Source organism: Candidatus Tisiphia endosymbiont of Nedyus quadrimaculatus, assembly GCF_964059235.1.
Lineage (GTDB): Bacteria > Pseudomonadota > Alphaproteobacteria > Rickettsiales > Rickettsiaceae > Tisiphia.
Window position 1 is genome coordinate 223083 of the sequence record NZ_OZ060452.1, and the last position, 15013, is coordinate 238095.

15 protein-coding genes, 1 tRNA gene and 1 other RNA gene are annotated in these 15013 nt (G+C 33.0%); 8 read left to right on the top strand and 9 right to left on the bottom strand.

What is annotated here, in order from left to right; all coding sequences use genetic code 11:
* The first annotated feature begins 3 nt into the window (after positions 1-3).
* The 3 genes from AB3211_RS01105 to AB3211_RS01115 all read left to right on the top strand — a co-directional run bounded on the left by AB3211_RS01105 (position 4) and on the right by AB3211_RS01115 (position 2066).
* Positions 4-957: a beta-ketoacyl-ACP synthase III gene (locus tag AB3211_RS01105; RefSeq protein WP_367364385.1), complete on the top strand. Its 954-nt coding sequence runs from the start codon at positions 4-6 to the stop codon at positions 955-957.
* Positions 951-1271, top strand: coding sequence for an HU family DNA-binding protein (locus AB3211_RS01110; protein ID WP_367364386.1), 321 nt, complete (start codon positions 951-953; stop codon positions 1269-1271). Before AB3211_RS01105 ends, AB3211_RS01110 begins: the two co-directional genes overlap by 7 nt.
* Positions 1272-1763: 492 nt before the next feature.
* On the top strand, positions 1764-2066 hold the full coding sequence (locus tag AB3211_RS01115) for a MerR family transcriptional regulator (RefSeq protein ID WP_367364387.1): 303 nt from the start codon (positions 1764-1766) through the stop codon (positions 2064-2066).
* A 158-nt stretch (positions 2067-2224) separates the two neighbouring features.
* Here AB3211_RS01115 and AB3211_RS01120 read toward each other — a convergent pair whose 3' ends face one another.
* From AB3211_RS01120 to mnmE, 9 genes are all read right to left on the bottom strand, one after another.
* The gene (locus AB3211_RS01120; protein ID WP_367364388.1) at positions 2225-2392 is read right to left on the bottom strand and encodes a hypothetical protein; all 168 of its coding nucleotides are present in this window, start codon (positions 2390-2392) and stop codon (positions 2225-2227) included.
* 374 nt (positions 2393-2766) lie between these two features.
* On the bottom strand, positions 2767-4512 hold the full coding sequence (locus AB3211_RS01125) for an ABC transporter ATP-binding protein (RefSeq protein ID WP_410521610.1): 1746 nt from the start codon (positions 4510-4512) through the stop codon (positions 2767-2769).
* Positions 4513-4535: 23 nt separating this feature from the next.
* A tRNA-Thr gene (locus tag AB3211_RS01130) sits at positions 4536-4610 on the bottom strand.
* Positions 4611-4990: 380 nt separating this feature from the next.
* Entirely contained in the window at positions 4991-5326 is a 336-nt protein-coding gene (rpsP, locus tag AB3211_RS01135) for a 30S ribosomal protein S16 (RefSeq protein ID WP_341757928.1), read from the bottom strand.
* A gap of 14 nt (positions 5327-5340) precedes the next feature.
* Positions 5341-5511 (bottom strand): 50S ribosomal protein L33, encoded by a 171-nt coding sequence (gene rpmG, locus AB3211_RS01140; RefSeq protein WP_341747615.1) that lies wholly within the window; start codon positions 5509-5511, stop codon positions 5341-5343.
* Between the two features lie 153 nt (positions 5512-5664).
* Positions 5665-5955, bottom strand: a complete 291-nt coding sequence (locus AB3211_RS01145) for a SemiSWEET family sugar transporter (protein ID WP_341754596.1) — start codon at positions 5953-5955, stop codon at positions 5665-5667.
* A gap of 26 nt (positions 5956-5981) precedes the next feature.
* Complete coding sequence (dksA, locus tag AB3211_RS01150; protein ID WP_341747613.1) at positions 5982-6401, bottom strand: RNA polymerase-binding protein DksA; 420 nt, start codon at positions 6399-6401, stop codon at positions 5982-5984.
* Between the two features lie 63 nt (positions 6402-6464).
* Positions 6465-7409 (bottom strand): tyrosine recombinase XerC, encoded by a 945-nt coding sequence (locus tag AB3211_RS01155; RefSeq protein ID WP_367364390.1) that lies wholly within the window; start codon positions 7407-7409, stop codon positions 6465-6467.
* A 3-nt stretch (positions 7410-7412) separates the two neighbouring features.
* The gene (gene mnmE / locus AB3211_RS01160) at positions 7413-8876 is read right to left on the bottom strand and encodes a tRNA uridine-5-carboxymethylaminomethyl(34) synthesis GTPase MnmE (protein ID WP_367364391.1); all 1464 of its coding nucleotides are present in this window, start codon (positions 8874-8876) and stop codon (positions 7413-7415) included.
* 81 nt (positions 8877-8957) lie between these two features.
* On the opposite strand from mnmE, the gene AB3211_RS01165 reads away from it, so the two are divergent.
* From AB3211_RS01165 to ssrS, 5 genes are all read left to right on the top strand, one after another.
* Positions 8958-13907, top strand: a complete 4950-nt coding sequence (locus AB3211_RS01165; RefSeq protein WP_367364392.1) for an NAD-glutamate dehydrogenase — start codon at positions 8958-8960, stop codon at positions 13905-13907.
* Positions 13908-13913: 6 nt separating this feature from the next.
* The gene (locus AB3211_RS01170) at positions 13914-14267 is read left to right on the top strand and encodes a helix-turn-helix domain-containing protein (protein WP_367364393.1); all 354 of its coding nucleotides are present in this window, start codon (positions 13914-13916) and stop codon (positions 14265-14267) included.
* Positions 14264-14473, top strand: a complete 210-nt coding sequence (locus AB3211_RS01175; RefSeq protein ID WP_367364394.1) for a hypothetical protein — start codon at positions 14264-14266, stop codon at positions 14471-14473. The genes AB3211_RS01170 and AB3211_RS01175 overlap by 4 nt, the downstream gene beginning before the upstream one ends.
* 7 nt (positions 14474-14480) lie before the next feature.
* Positions 14481-14798 (top strand): cell division protein ZapA, encoded by a 318-nt coding sequence (locus AB3211_RS01180; RefSeq protein ID WP_367364395.1) that lies wholly within the window; start codon positions 14481-14483, stop codon positions 14796-14798.
* A gap of 43 nt (positions 14799-14841) precedes the next feature.
* Positions 14842-15000, top strand: a non-coding RNA gene (gene ssrS / locus AB3211_RS01185) — 6S RNA.
* The last annotated feature ends 13 nt before the right edge of the window (positions 15001-15013 follow it).

The window sequence follows — 15013 nt, forward strand, 5'->3', positions numbered from 1 at the left end:
AAAATGGCTTGTAAAATTCTTGGGTGTGGTGCATATTTGCCGGAACGTATTGTTAGCAATGCAGAATTATCGTTATCGGTTGATACCAACGATGAATGGATTCGCTCAAGGACGGGTATATTACAAAGGCACATTGCTAGGAACGATGAATATACGTCACATTTAGCTCTTAAAGCCAGTCAGAATGCCCTAGATGATGCTGGGTTAAAGGCATCATCTATAGATTTGATAATTACCTGCAGCACTACTCCAGATAATAGTTTTCCTTCTATAGCTTCTAAGTTACAAGGTTATCTTGGACTTAATAATGTACCTTCATTTGATCTCCAAGCGGTATGTTCGGGTTTTGTATATGGTTTACATGTTGCTGACTCTTTGATTAACTCTAGAAAATATAGAACAATATTACTGGTTGCTGCTGAAAAAATGTCGTCTTTACTAGATTGGAGCGATAGAACTACTTGTGTTTTATTCGGTGATGGTGCTGGTACTGTAATTCTGCAACATAGTGAGGATAGTTCTGGTATAATAGATAGTAATATTTACTCGGATGGTCGTTATTTTGATATTCTTTACACTGATGGTGGTGTCAGTACAGATGGCAAAAGCGGTAAAATAAAAATGCAAGGGCGGGAAGTTTTTAGGCATGCCGTAGAAAAAATGAGCAAATCAGCTGAAGACATACTACATAATAATAATTTTACCATAGACGATGTTAACTATTTTATTCCACATCAGGCAAATATAAGGATTATAGATGCAATTATAGAAAGACTAAAAATTAATCCAAGTAAAGTAGTAAAAACGGTTGCAGAACATGCCAATTGTTCTGCTGCTTCAATCCCTTTAGCCCTCGCTTCTCTTAAATCTTATGGTAATATCAAAAAAGGTGATATACTCCTTTTTACAGCTATCGGTGCTGGAATAACTTGGGGATCGGTTTTAATCAGATGGTAACAACTAAGACTATTACTAGAGAAAAAATTGCTCACATATTAAAATCTAAGCTGGGGCTATCAAGTATTATATGCGAGGAAATAGTCAATCAAATATTTAAGAATATTCAGCAAATGGCAAACAACCAAAGATTGACGTTAGCAGGTTTTGGAAGCTTTTGTACTAGCACAAAAAAACCTAGGCCTGGCATAAATTTTCATACAAAAGAGACAGTGATAATTCCAGCAAAAGAGGTAATGCGTTTTATACCAACTAAAAAGTTAAAATTATTAGTTAACCTCAAGTATCGATGTAATACCATTTCCCATTATTAACTACGCTATTTAGCGCTACAGTGTAGTATTAATGTCAAAACGATGTCATCCCAGCGAAAGCTGGGATCTAATAATGTTTAATAGTCTTTTAGGCTATTTTTTTTAGATTCCCGCCGTTGCTAAGAATGACAGCTCTAGGTAGTAACTACAACTGTAGTATTAGCGTAGTTAATAATGGGAAATGGTATACTGCTCATAAATGAAGAGTTGGTAGACGAAGATCAAAATCAACAAGTGCTAGGAGTGTCCAAGCCGAGGAGCGCAGCGTACACTAGTACGTGAGCACCGCAGGTCTTGGACAACGACAACGCAATTGTTGATTCGAGTATATAAGACATCGGTTTAATAGCCTAAGGCGTCTCCCTGCGAAGGGTTTATGTCATTCCTGCTTCGGTGTGCGGTATCTAAAAAAATAGCATAGAAACGCGAATTCTAGTGCCACACCGACACACAAATTACCAGCAGAAGTAGAATTATGCAAGAGGTCTAAAAATGCAGATTAAGAAATATTACTCCATTAGTGAAGTAACAAAACTTCTAAATATTCACTCTCACCAGCTAAGATATCTAGAGCGGCTACTACCAAACCTAACTATACATAAGATACGTAACAGACGATATTATACAAGACAAGATATTGAATATTTGAAAGCCCATATGACAACCAAGAATATACCGATAGAATCGCAGCCTGTTATCTCAAAACTATCCCATAATCAAATAAATAAAATTGATTGCCTGATCAAAAACTTTTATGACTTATCGTTGACTATCCAGCGAATTATTTCTAGATAAAAATTAATAATTCTTACATCGAATTGAGCTTAAATAGGAATATTCTGCATGAATTGAATTGTCAAAGAAAAGCCTTGAAAGGACTGAATACGATTAATAATCATATTACAAAAAAGCTGGCATAGAAAAACTCCACACCAGCCTTAGAAAGAAGGGATTTATTTTTTCACTTCTTCTTTTTCTTCTTTCTTCGTGTCTTTCTTGTTCATGTTGTTTTCATCCATGTTTACTTCGTCTTGCTGCGGGTCTTTTTTCTCAGGAGCAGCTACAGCAAAAGCAGAAATAGAGAAAGCTAAAGTTAGAATAATAGTTAATAAATTTTTCATAATAAACCTCATTTTTTGTATTGGTGATTCTAGCTTAAACTTTGTAATATTCAAGTCAAATAATAGGTAGAATTACCTTTATTATAAAAATATATTATTAATGTAATAACTCTGTGTCATTTTGGTTAATATATTTATTTTAAACCTCAATTTCGGATTAATTTCATTAATCCGAAATTGGAATGAGAATGTAAACAATCAGGCTTAAAGCGGGTTGACGCCTGATTGTTAAATATTTCATTTGCTAATAGATTAAAATGCATTCGCAAAACCGCTTTAAGAATGCATTTTTCTGAATATTCTAGCCAGTTTTGGATTAAAATTTTTAATTTTAATCCAAAACTAAGGTTTTAACGAACTCTCTATTCATATTTTTACAAGTTTATTGACTGTTCTTTGCAAATTATTTTATAAATTTCACATTTTTCAAGCAGTTTAGCATGAGTATCCCTTGCAATTAACCGTCCATGATCAATTACCAAAATTTCGTCAGCCTGCTCTATACTTGAAATACGATGAGCGATAGATAATATAGTTTTCTCTTTCATTATTTTTTGTAATCTATCCAGTAATTTTTGTTCACTCTCACTATCTAAAGCACTCATTGCTTCATCTAGAAGTAAAATCTCTGGGTTATATAGAATTGCCCTACTGATAGCTATTCGTTGTTTCTGTCCTCCAGATAATTTAATGCCCTTCTCACCAATTTCAGTATCTAGTCCTTCTTGAAGATTTTGAACAAAATCCATTATTCCGGTATTATTAGCTGCTTTTATTATTTCTTCTTCACTAGCATCCGGTTTAGCAAAAACGATATTTGACCTAATCGTACCAGAGAAAATACTTGAATCCTGTGGGACATAGGCAATCATACGCCTTATCTGCTGGTCATTAGTCTTTGATATATCTTGCTTGGCAATCCTAATGATCCCTTTTTTAGGAAAATAAAATTTTAACATTAACTGCATCATGGTACTTTTACCAGCACCTGATCTGCCAACTATACCAATAAATTTACCTCTATCTATTTTAAATGACAAATCATCTATAACTAAACTGTCTAATCTTGATGGATATATAAAGCTTACATTTTCAAACTCTATAATCCTAGAAGTCTTATTATCTTGATAATCACATATTTGGATATTGGTGTGTTGATTTTTGGAAGAATAATCTATAAGAGCAAAAACCCTTTCTGAGGCTACAAGAGATGAGTGTACCTCACTTAAAAGCTCAAAAATACCCCCGCTGCTCATACCGGCGATTATAGCGTAATAAATAAATGATATCATCTGACCTGATGATAAATCGCCATGTACTATATCTCTGCTACCTACCCATATAACTATAGTGATAGAGACTAGTATAACTGAAATAGCTATCGCGAAAAATATAGAACGGATTTTTAAGCGATCTGCCGTATGCTTTAAATAATCAGAAATTTGCCTATTGAAATCAGCTATTTTATTTGCCTGCTGATTAAAAGCTTGTATCGTGCAAATATTTGATACAGTTTCCTCTAAATTAGCTGCAATATTGGCTTGCGACTTGAGAGCATTTTTTGATAAATTTCTTACATATTTGCCAAATTTCATTAGTGGTAACAATAATAATGGTATAATGGTAATGACAATCACAGCGAGCTTAGGACTCTGAAAGAACATCAATATAATTCCACCAATTAGCATTATTGAGTTACGAACAAAGAAAGAGAGAAAATTGATAATCAACTTGGAGATAAGTTCTATATCTATAGTCAGGCGGGAGATGATATCACCAATTTTTAGCTCTTCAAAACAAGCAATATCAAAATTAATTATATTACTGTAAGCTTCTTGCCTAATTGTACTCACGATTTTTTCAGCAATATTATTAATGAAATAAGAACGGAAAAAACTACCTACACTAAAAATTATTATTAAAATAGTAATATATAATATCGATTGATCAATTGACTGCAGATAATGTGCTTTTAGACCATTATCAATTAACTGTCTAAAGCTACTACCTATTGCTAGCAACGAAACTGACACACATAATAAGGCCAACATAACAATTGCTAGATCTAATTTATAGAGCTTTAAGTAACTGATAAATCTATAAGGAATTGTCTTATGTATTGAAAACATAGTTATAAAATAGCTGGTGCCGGATGTCGGATTTGAACTGACGACCTACCGCTTACAAGGCGGTTGCTCTACCACTGAGCTAATCCGGCAAATAAGAAAAAGCTCTAAAGTGAAGTACCTATCAAGGTTGATGTCATTCCTAGCTAAAAGCAGGAAGGCTTTGCCCGCGTGGATCACTAGTATGTCATATATGGACAAAGTCCATTGATTGGTATGGACGTCCATGCAATCATTCTTAGCAACGACGGGAATCCATAATATCTAATAGCCTTTGCAGGCTATTTCTTTAGATCCCGCACTGAAGCTGGGATGACATACTTTTTGCCCTGTAAGTACCATTACTTACGTTGGCTTTTTGATCCACACGGGCAATGCCGTTGCTGAGAATGACATCGATTTGGGTGGTTTAGATTCCTGCCGCAGCTCGAATGACATCCCCCCTCACGGGAGGAACATGTTTTTATTTACCTTAAGCTTTTTTTGACTCTTTCTTAGGAGGTTTTATTTTACGATTCTTAATTTTAACTTCCATTTTCTTTTTTATTGATGCCGGGAGTAATATACCAGCTTCTTCAATAAACCTAGCAACACGATCTGTAGGCTGAGCACCCGTACTTAACCAATATTCTATACGATCAGACTTTAAAACCACACGATTTGCATCACCTCTGACAAGCATTGGGTTATAAGTACCTACTTTCTCCAAAAAATCACCATCCCTAGGAGCTGTTGCATTGGCTACAACCACTCTATAATGAGGACGCTTCTTTGCCCCACCTCTTGCCAAACGAATTTTTGTTGCCATATACCTCTATTTCACTATTTAATCTTTTCTTCTTTAAAAGGAACGTGCTTCCTGACTACAGGATCATACTTCTTAAATGATAACTTCTCAGTTTGAGTTTTAGGGTTGCGTTTCTTTACCAAAAAATACCCTGTACCAGCTGTACTAACAAGCCTTACCAAAACATTCTTATTTTTTTTAGCCACAACTATCAGACCTTTTTGTATTATTTATAAAATAAACTGCTGGTCATAATAAAAGTAAGCTGGCAAATAGTCAAGAGTAAAATAACCTTCTTGGTTCGATTGTTTGCCATATTTAACTAATGCAGGTGTTGACCGCTCAAAAAGTATAAACACTCAAGAAGCATAAAGTAATATACCAATCACCACCATTATCATTCCTACTAATCCAACTATTTGAGCAACAATGATTGTAATGTTATGGTGGATTATACCATAAATTAACCAACTCAAAGTAACAATAATTATCACAAGAAAACCATCAAGAGATAAGTCATCTGCACTCTTAGTAGTAAAAATTTTATAGGCCTGAGTATAAAACAAATATTGTCCCATTGTACCAGCAAATATCATATATCTATCAAAAAAAATAATTAGTTTATTTTTTGTTTTCTCTGTATATGCCATATATGCACCTATTTAACTATTAGACACTAAATATCTATATGCTGTTTCTCATAACTCTCATGTCGCTCTTGTGCTTCAATACACAAAGTTGCAACTGGTCTTGCTTCTAGACGTTTTAAGCCAATTGGCTCTCCAGTTTCTTCACAATAACCATATTCATTTTTTTCTATCCTTACCAAAGCTTCTTCGATTTTATCCAGAAGCTTACGATACCTATCTCTTGTCCTGAGTTCAATTGCTGTATCCGTTTCAATTGACGCACGATCATTCAAATCCGGCTCATTCCAATTTTCTTCCTTGAGATGGGTTAAGGTTTCTCGTGATTCCTCTAGTAAAGAACTTTTCCACTCAAGGAGTTTCTGTCTAAAATATTCTAACTGTTGAGGATTCATATATTCTTCATCATTGGAAGGTTTATACCCTTTTAGTAAAATAATTTTAGACATACAGGCTTCTCATATTCAAACATGGGATAATATAACCTATAATTAAAAAGCATGGCAAGAAGATTATAATAGTTTCCCATTAGATTTTGATATTGGGTGAGCATTATTATAAATATTTTCCAAATGTTTTAGACTAATTTTAGTATAACGCTGGGTAGTTGACAAACTTTTATGACCAAGTAATTCCTGAATAGACCTTAACTCTGCTCCATTCTCAAGCAAGTGCGTGGCAAAACTATGTCTAAAGGAATGAGCTGATAAATGTTCTGATAATCCATAGAAGCGGCGTAATTTTATCAGTTCACGATTAAATACTGGAGCTTGTAATTTTTTACCCATTTTACCTCGAAATATCGGATCTTTTTCATCTATACTATAAGGTAATTTACTCAAATATTGTTCTATTAAATCTCTAGCAACTGGCGTCCATGGTATTATCCGTTCTTTTCTACCCTTCCCTGTTATTTTTATAAAATCTAAGTTTTGTAGATGAGATGTAGTTATAGATAATGCTTCGGATATTCTAAGACCAGCAGCATAAATAAGCACTAAAAGGGCTTTATTTCTTAACTCCACCCATTCTAAATCAGCAAAATCATCAATATGTTCAATGGATAATTGAGCATCTGACTGCGATAAAGATTTCGGTAATATTTTAGCTTTCCTAGGGTTTTTGACGGAAAAAATTGCATGGCAAGTGATATTAGCAGTCTTCTCTAGATATTTATAAAAATTCTTTATAGCAGACAAACTTCTAGAATTAGAAGCTGTTAGGTAATTATCTTGTTGCCTTTTAGAAAGCCAGCTCCGTACTAATCTTATGTCCACTTGCCTTATAGAAGTAATGGTGATGATTTCAGAATTATAGTGAGTCATAAAATTCAGAAAATGTTCTAAATCATTCTTATAAGAAATTATGGTATGTTCTGAACAATTTTTTTGTAATTTCAGATATTTTTGCCATTTATCTATTAGCTCTAATACTTCTTGTGCTTTTTTCTGAATCATTGATCATTTACCTATACAAAAATTACTAAATATCTCTCCTAACACTTCTTCAACACTAATCTTACCAGTAACATTACTTAAACTTCTGATAGCCATTCTAACATCTTCTGTGGCTAGCACTAAGTCATTTTCAATATTAAAATTTTCTAAATATTCCAACGCTTTTTCTATACACGCTCGTTGACGTTGTCTAGTAATATGCGGCGATTCAGTTAAACCTGCCATATTATGGGCAATATTTTCGATTTCCTTTAATAAAATATCCAGTCCTATTTTTTCTTTTATAGAGATCTTTAAATAATTTTTGTTTAATAACAGCAATCTATCTTCCATAATGTCATTCCCGACTTCTCCGGTGTCATCCCTGCTTCCTTCAATGTCATTCCCGCGTAGGCGGGAATCTAGATTCCTACTTTCGCAGGGATAACAATGCCCCAAACTTTTATCCAAAAGATCAATTTTATTGACCAGCATTATGGTATTATCATCTATTAAATCTATAATATCAGCCATCTCCTCAAAATATAAGGGGGAGTTGCTTAACTTTATAGCATCAAGCATAATTATTTTGATATCAGCCATTTTTGCTGACTCAATTGCACGTTTGATACCTTCTAGCTCTATTAGATCATTACTAGACCTTATACCAGCCGTATCTTGTAATATAATTGGGTATCCCCCTATATCTAGATGCCCCTCAATTATATCACGAGTTGTGCCTTCAATGTTTGATACAATAGCAACATCTCTTTGCATCAAAAAATTAAGTAAACTAGATTTACCAACATTAGGAGTTCCTAAAATAGTCAATTTAATCCCAGTTCGTAGTAACTCCCCTCGTCTATTATCGTTAAGGTGTTTTATTATAGCATATTTAAGATCAGCACTAATAGTCATAACCCTATTTAATATTTCTTGTGGAATATCTTCATCAGGGAAATCGATATAAGCTTCAAGTAAGCCAATAATGGTAAGTAAAGTTTGTCTCCATCCATTATAAAGTTCTTCAAGTTCTCCACCAACTTGCTTAACCGCCTGCCTATGTTGCCAAACAGTTTCAGCTTCAATTAAATCAGCAATACCTTCTGCAGCAGTTAAATCAAATTTGCCATTTAAAAACGCCCTACGGGTGAATTCCCCAGGCTCTGCAATCCTTAAACCATCTATGGTTAACAATGCTTCACTTAGCATTACGGCAATTGCTATGCTGCCATGTGTATATATCTCCACTACATCTTCTCCAGTGAAGCTGGCTGGAGCTTGAAAATATGCTACAACTGCATCATCAATTAATTCTTGATTTTTAGGATTTATGAGCTTTTTACAGTACATAATTCTCGGAACAAACTCTATATTATTATTCTTAAGCAAGTGTTTTAAGGCAAATAGGCTTTTAGGCCCAGAGATACGAAAGACTGCAACACCAGCTTTTCCTGGTTTAGAGCTTTGAGCAAAAATAGTTTCCACGACAGTAGTGATCCTCTTGCTTAAGTAATTTATTTAATTATACTATCTACTATGAAACAATTATAAAGTTTGGTAACAACTATGACAATAGAAAAGACATCTTTAGCTTTAAGTAAGCTTACTTGTCAAGTGCCTAATTATAAATCAGAAATTTTATCACTGAGTACAGCAAAAAGTGGGAATCCACTTTATAGCACCCCTCTTTATAGTAAGTTTGTACAGAAATTTCTAGTTTATACCCCTGTAGACTATAGATTTAGAGATAGACAAGAATTATTTGGTGAGTTTACAAATAATGCCTTTCAGTTCTTTCAAGAAAAACAGCCTGATAAAAGAAAGTTGCAGATTGTCAGTACAGTAATTGAAAATGATCCTGCAATTAATATTCTGCTACTGAATGATGACAAATCATTTATAGTTGATTCGATCATTTGTTTATTAACAAGCCTAAATTTAAAAGCTAAATTTTTACTTCATCCTATTATAGCTTGTGTAAGGAACAATGATGGTCACTTACAAGAAATATTGGATATAAAGAAAGATAGAGAGGAATCTTTAATCCATATCACTATTCTAGGGAGTTTTGATCAAAAAGATATTAGCTCTTTGGAAATGGCTTTAAATGAAGTTCTAGATCAGGTAGACACTACTTATAATGTATGGTCTAAAATCTTAAACAGAGTGACGTTAATTTCAAACGATATCCAAAATAATCAGCAATTATATAATGACAATCATTTAGATTATCATGAATCTACAAATTTCTTAGATTGGTTAAAAGATGATAATTTTACTTTTCTAGGTATGATTAATTTTGATCTAACTTCTAAAAATTTTTCATTGGAAGATGGTGTTAAAAAGATATGGCAAGATAGTGGTGAGGTTCTTGATATTATCGAACGCTCAGCAAATTCATTACATGAAAATAAACTAATTATTTTAGGTAAAATTAATATCTTATCAAAGGTACATAGAAGTAACTTAGTAGATTATATTTTAATTAAGAAAATTGATCAGGATAAAAAATATCACTCAGGTAGTATAATTTTTGGCTTATATAGCTCTGCAATGTATTATCAATTAGTTACTGATATCCCTATACTGAGACAAAAACTAAAATTTGTTGTAGATAAAGCCGCTTTCCCGATTGGTGGATATAATACCAAGAAGCTTAGAAATATAATTCAATCTCTGCCTAAAGAAGCTTTGATACAGATTGATGAAGGTGATTTATACTGTATGTGTTTACACGTACTCTCAGGGATAACGAGTAGAAAACTTAAATTATTTATTCAACAAGATTGGTCTGGTTCGTTTATTAATATCATAATATTTCTACCAAGAGATCGTTTGACACTAGAAGTACATAGTAGCATAAATTATTATTTATCAAATATACTTAGTGGTCTAATACTTTCAGATTATACTGCAGAAGTGGTAGAAAATTTTTCATATTTATTTGTTACGTTGGAGGTACAAGGTAAAAAGAATATTGATTTTGATGTTGAACTAATAGAGCAAGAATTAGATAAACTCTCCACTCGTTGGAGTGAAGATTTTTACCAAAAGTTATGTAAAAAATTTGGTGAATATCAAGGGGGAGTAAATTTTAAACTTTTTGACCCAATTTTTCCTATCGACTATAGAGAAAAATTTAATGGACAAACAGCTTTAATAGATATTGAGTATTTAAAAGAGTCTAGTATTTATCACAAGCCTATATTTAATTTAATTGTTGTAAATAATAAGGAATCTCAGCTAAAAATTTACAGCCCAACGCCTAAATTAGCTCTTTCAAACTTACTACCATCTATAGAAAATTTAGGATTCAAAGCTATAGATGAACAAAGCTTTGCCATAAAAGGAGCAGGAGATATTGAAGAAAGTTGGATATATGAGTTCACTCTTGACGCATTGATAACTATTGAAAGTGATATTGATTTACTTAAAGCAAACGTAGAAGAGGCTCTAGATAAGATATATCTTGGACTTTTAGCTAATGATTCTTTAAGCAAATTAATAGTATTATCGGGCTTTAATTGGTGGCAAGTTAAGTTGGTTAAAGCATTAACTAGATATTTACACCAAACTGGCTTTATTTATGGTAAGGGTTATGTTCAGTTGACCTTAATAAAGCATTTTTTATATACTAAAATGTTAGTTGATTTGTTTGATACTAAATTTAATCCAGCAAATTTCTCAGATATATACTCAAATGATTTGGAGAATTGGAACGTAAAACAAGGGGTGAGCGAACGGAGCGTACATGAAGTACGTGAGTACGCGAATACCCCGCAGTTTTGCGAAACCAATTCTTCAAAGCAGAAGAGTATACGTTCAAAAACTATAAAAGAGAGTATCTTTAACTATCTTAATACAATTACTAGCAGTAGTGAGGACAAGGTTCTAAGACAGATGTTTGATATTATTGAAGCTATTGTAAGAACTAACTGTTATCAGCCTAGCTCTAATGACCTGAAAAATGCAGCTAACAAGCATAGTACAGTCAGTAAAAATTATTTTTCTTTTAAAATTGACTCGCAGAAAGTTCCTCACTTGCCTTTGCCAGTACCATTTGCCGAAATATTTGTTTATGCTAATGATTTTGAAGCTATCCATTTACGAGGGGGCATCGTTGCTCGCGGAGGTATTAGATGGTCTGATAGAGGTGAGGATTATAGAGTAGAAGTATTAGGACTAATGAAAGCCCAAATGACCAAAAATTCAGTTATTGTACCTGTTGGCTCAAAAGGTGGATTTTTCGTTAATTTCACTGATGATAATATGACTCGCCAAGAATATATGGCAAGAGTGGTGCAGTGTTATAAAAATTTTCTCCGTGGATTACTTGATATCACTGACAATATAATTGATGGCAAAGTTATCCAACCCAGAAATACTGTTATCTACGACCAAGAAGATCCATATCTAGTAGTCGCAGCCGATAAAGGTACAGCAAGCTTCTCGGATTATGCAAATAGTGTGTCGGCTGAATATAATTTTTGGTTAGGCGACGCTTTTGCTTCTGGTGGATCAGTAGGTTATGATCATAAGAAAATGGCTATTACCTCAAAGGGAGCTTGGATTTCTGTAGCAAGCCATTTCCATGCTATGGGTATTGATGTAAAAAAAGACCCTATTACTGTTGTTGGTATTGGCGATATGTCTGGGGATGTTTTTGGTAATGGCATGCTTAGATCCAATACTATAAAACTTGTTGCGGCATTTAATCATAAACACATATTTATTGATCCACAACCTGATCCAATTATTAGTTTCAATGAACGTATGCGACTATTCAATTTACCTACATCAAATTGGTCTGATTACAATCAAACGTTAATTTCAAAAGGTGGCAGAGTTTTTGAGAGAAGCAGTAAGTCTATCTCATTATCCCTAGAAGCCAAGTTATTGCTAAAGATAGACATTAACGAATTATCTCCTGAAGATCTGATTAGAGCTATCCTACAAGCAGAAGTTGATTTGCTTTGGAATGGCGGTATAGGAACTTATATAAAAGCTTCAACGGAAAATCACCTAGAGATAGGCGATAAGGCAAATGATAATCTTAGAGTCAATGGTAAAGACATCAGAGCTAAAGTAATAGGAGAAGGTGGAAATATTGGCGTATCACAACAAGGTAGAATAGAGTATAGCAAGCTAGGCGGGAGAATAAATACTGATTTCATTGATAATTCAGCTGGCGTTGATTGTTCGGATCATGAGGTAAATATCAAAATTGCTCTTAATCAGGCTATGTCCTCTAAGAAGATTAGTTTAGAAGAACGTAATAAGTTCTTATTTACTATGACAAAACACGTCGAAGAACTGGTCCTAGTTGATAACTATAAACAAAATCAGGCACTTGATATAATGCAATTATCTAGTACTTCAACTATCGGGGTATTTAGCCAATTTATTGATACTTTAGAAGAAGAAAAATTAATTAATAGAACTGTTGAGTTCTTACCAACTCAGGAAGAACTTAGTAAAAGGGCAATTAATAAGGAAAGTATGACCCGCCCCGAGCTTTGTGTATTACTTTCTTATAGTAAACGCTCAGTCTATCATGATTTAATAACAGCAACATTTTCAAAAGATAAGTATTTTGAATCTTATCTGATTAATTATTTTCCAAAACTAATGCAAGAAAAATTCCGTGAGGAAATTTTAGCTCATCCACTTAAGCATGAAATTATTCGAACCGTTGTAACAAATAAAATTGTCAATCAACTAGGCGGACCATCACTTAATCTTATAAAACGTGAAACTCAGACTGCTCTTTGTGATATAGTTCGTTCGTATACTATTATCTGTGAAATTTTTGATTTAGATAATCTATGGGCTATAGTAGAATCTCTAGCAAGTAATATAGATCATAAAGTTAAAATTGACATGTTCACTGAGCTTGCTAAAATTATGTGTAGGGGTATCTCTTGGTTTCTAAAACATATAAAACATCCTATCAATATTAGCAATACCATTGATGAATTTTATGAACCAGCTAGAATGCTTAGTAAAGTGGTTGGTAATCTTCTTTTAGGAGAAGCAAAAAACAAATTCGATAATAAAGTTAAGCAATATACTTTATCAGGAGTGACAGATGAAATAGCTCACAGGATTGCGACTCTTGACAGCCTAGTGTCTGTCTTTGATATAATATATATTGCAAAAAAGACAAAAGCTAAAAATAATGATGTTGCTAATTTATATTTCACTACTGGTAATAAATTTAGTATTGATTGGCTTCGTAAATCTTGTGATAAACAACTAAACGATTCCTATTGGAGCAGATTATCAATTCAATCATTAAAAGATGACTTATATGATAAACAAAGACAATTATTGACTAAAATAATTAACAACTCTAAATTAAATATTGATTTAGATTTATGGATTGATAATAATATAAATTCCGCATGTATTTTTCTAGATTTTGTAAAAGGAATTAGATTGCAAGAAACTATTGACTTAAATATTTTAATTTTAGCAAACAAGAAATTTGAAACTTTTTTGCGTAAGCTTGAGTAATGCGTTATGTCGTCATCCCTAAAACAAGCGAGAATAGAATCTGGTAAAACGCTTGAAGAAATATCTAGCTGTTTGAAGATTAGGAAGCAATATTTGGTAGCTCTTGAAGAGGAGAATTTTAGTTCGATGCCAGCGGAAGTTTATGTAAAGGGTTATCTTAAATTATATTCAAACTATTTAGGAATAGTTTTAAATCTCAGTGAGAAAGACAAGCAGGAATCTTCAAAAGATATTGACCTCAGAAATAGGTCAGATCCAATGATATTTGACCATAAATGGAAAAAACAACTAATTATTATTTCTGTTTTAATATTAATAATAATTCCAATAATTTATCACTTAATATTATCATCTGAATGAAAATAACTAATGATTTATTACTTAAGTTAATGCAAGAAGTGGATCAAGGTCTTGAAGGTCTCTTGTCAAATATCGCTAGGCAGCATGAAGAAATCAATAAACTGAAGGATGAAAATAAACAGCTCAGGGATAATTATGCAAAAATACTTGAGCAAATAGCCGTATATATTGCTGAACTTGAAGCAATAAAACATAAAAATACATAAAATAAAGATGTCTATAGTAACAATAACATTAGGTAGCAAAACTTTCCAACTCGCATGTAGTGAAGGAGCAGAAGAAGAATTATATAATCTAGCCGGCAAATTGAATGAAAATATTGCTCAGATAAAAAAAGTTAACCCATCAGCATCATTTGAATTATTATTAGTTATGTCTGCATTGAGTTTACAGGAACAAGTACAAAACTTGACTAACAAAATTGCTAAAATTGATGGTGCTAATATACCTCCCGAAGAAGAAAAATTTGCAGAAACGTTAAGTACTATAGCAGGATATTTAGAAGACCTTGCGAGAAAGATTGGAAAGTGATATTATATAATCCCGTGTACGACAACATCAATGTTTGAAAGGTAATGGGCTGCTTGGTTCGTGAGCTTAACGTATTGCCCCGGGACTATAATTTTTATTATTAGGAAACCGTCCCTGTCTGAATCTATTATACAGATATATGGATTCCACCTTACATACAGGTTCTTTGAGGATCTTAGGCAACGACCAAAGTGGTTCATTTTTTTAGGCAACTT

Excerpts from the sequence above, each read along its gene's own strand:
- AB3211_RS01105 (WP_367364385.1), top strand. The coding sequence starts at position 4 with ATGGCTTGTAAAATTCTTGGGTGTGGTGCATATTTGCCGGAACGTATT.
- AB3211_RS01110 (WP_367364386.1), top strand. The coding sequence starts at position 951 with ATGGTAACAACTAAGACTATTACTAGAGAAAAAATTGCTCACATATTA.
- AB3211_RS01115 (WP_367364387.1), top strand. The coding sequence starts at position 1,764 with ATGCAGATTAAGAAATATTACTCCATTAGTGAAGTAACAAAACTTCTA.
- AB3211_RS01120 (WP_367364388.1), bottom strand. The coding sequence starts at position 2,392 with ATGAAAAATTTATTAACTATTATTCTAACTTTAGCTTTCTCTATTTCT.
- rpsP (WP_341757928.1), bottom strand. The coding sequence starts at position 5,326 with ATGGCAACAAAAATTCGTTTGGCAAGAGGTGGGGCAAAGAAGCGTCCT.
- AB3211_RS01145 (WP_341754596.1), bottom strand. The coding sequence starts at position 5,955 with ATGGCATATACAGAGAAAACAAAAAATAAACTAATTATTTTTTTTGAT.
- dksA (WP_341747613.1), bottom strand. The coding sequence starts at position 6,401 with ATGTCTAAAATTATTTTACTAAAAGGGTATAAACCTTCCAATGATGAA.
- AB3211_RS01155 (WP_367364390.1), bottom strand. The coding sequence starts at position 7,409 with ATGATTCAGAAAAAAGCACAAGAAGTATTAGAGCTAATAGATAAATGG.
- AB3211_RS01165 (WP_367364392.1), top strand. The coding sequence starts at position 8,958 with ATGACAATAGAAAAGACATCTTTAGCTTTAAGTAAGCTTACTTGTCAA.
- AB3211_RS01170 (WP_367364393.1), top strand. The coding sequence starts at position 13,914 with ATGTCGTCATCCCTAAAACAAGCGAGAATAGAATCTGGTAAAACGCTT.
- AB3211_RS01175 (WP_367364394.1), top strand. The coding sequence starts at position 14,264 with ATGAAAATAACTAATGATTTATTACTTAAGTTAATGCAAGAAGTGGAT.
- AB3211_RS01180 (WP_367364395.1), top strand. The coding sequence starts at position 14,481 with ATGTCTATAGTAACAATAACATTAGGTAGCAAAACTTTCCAACTCGCA.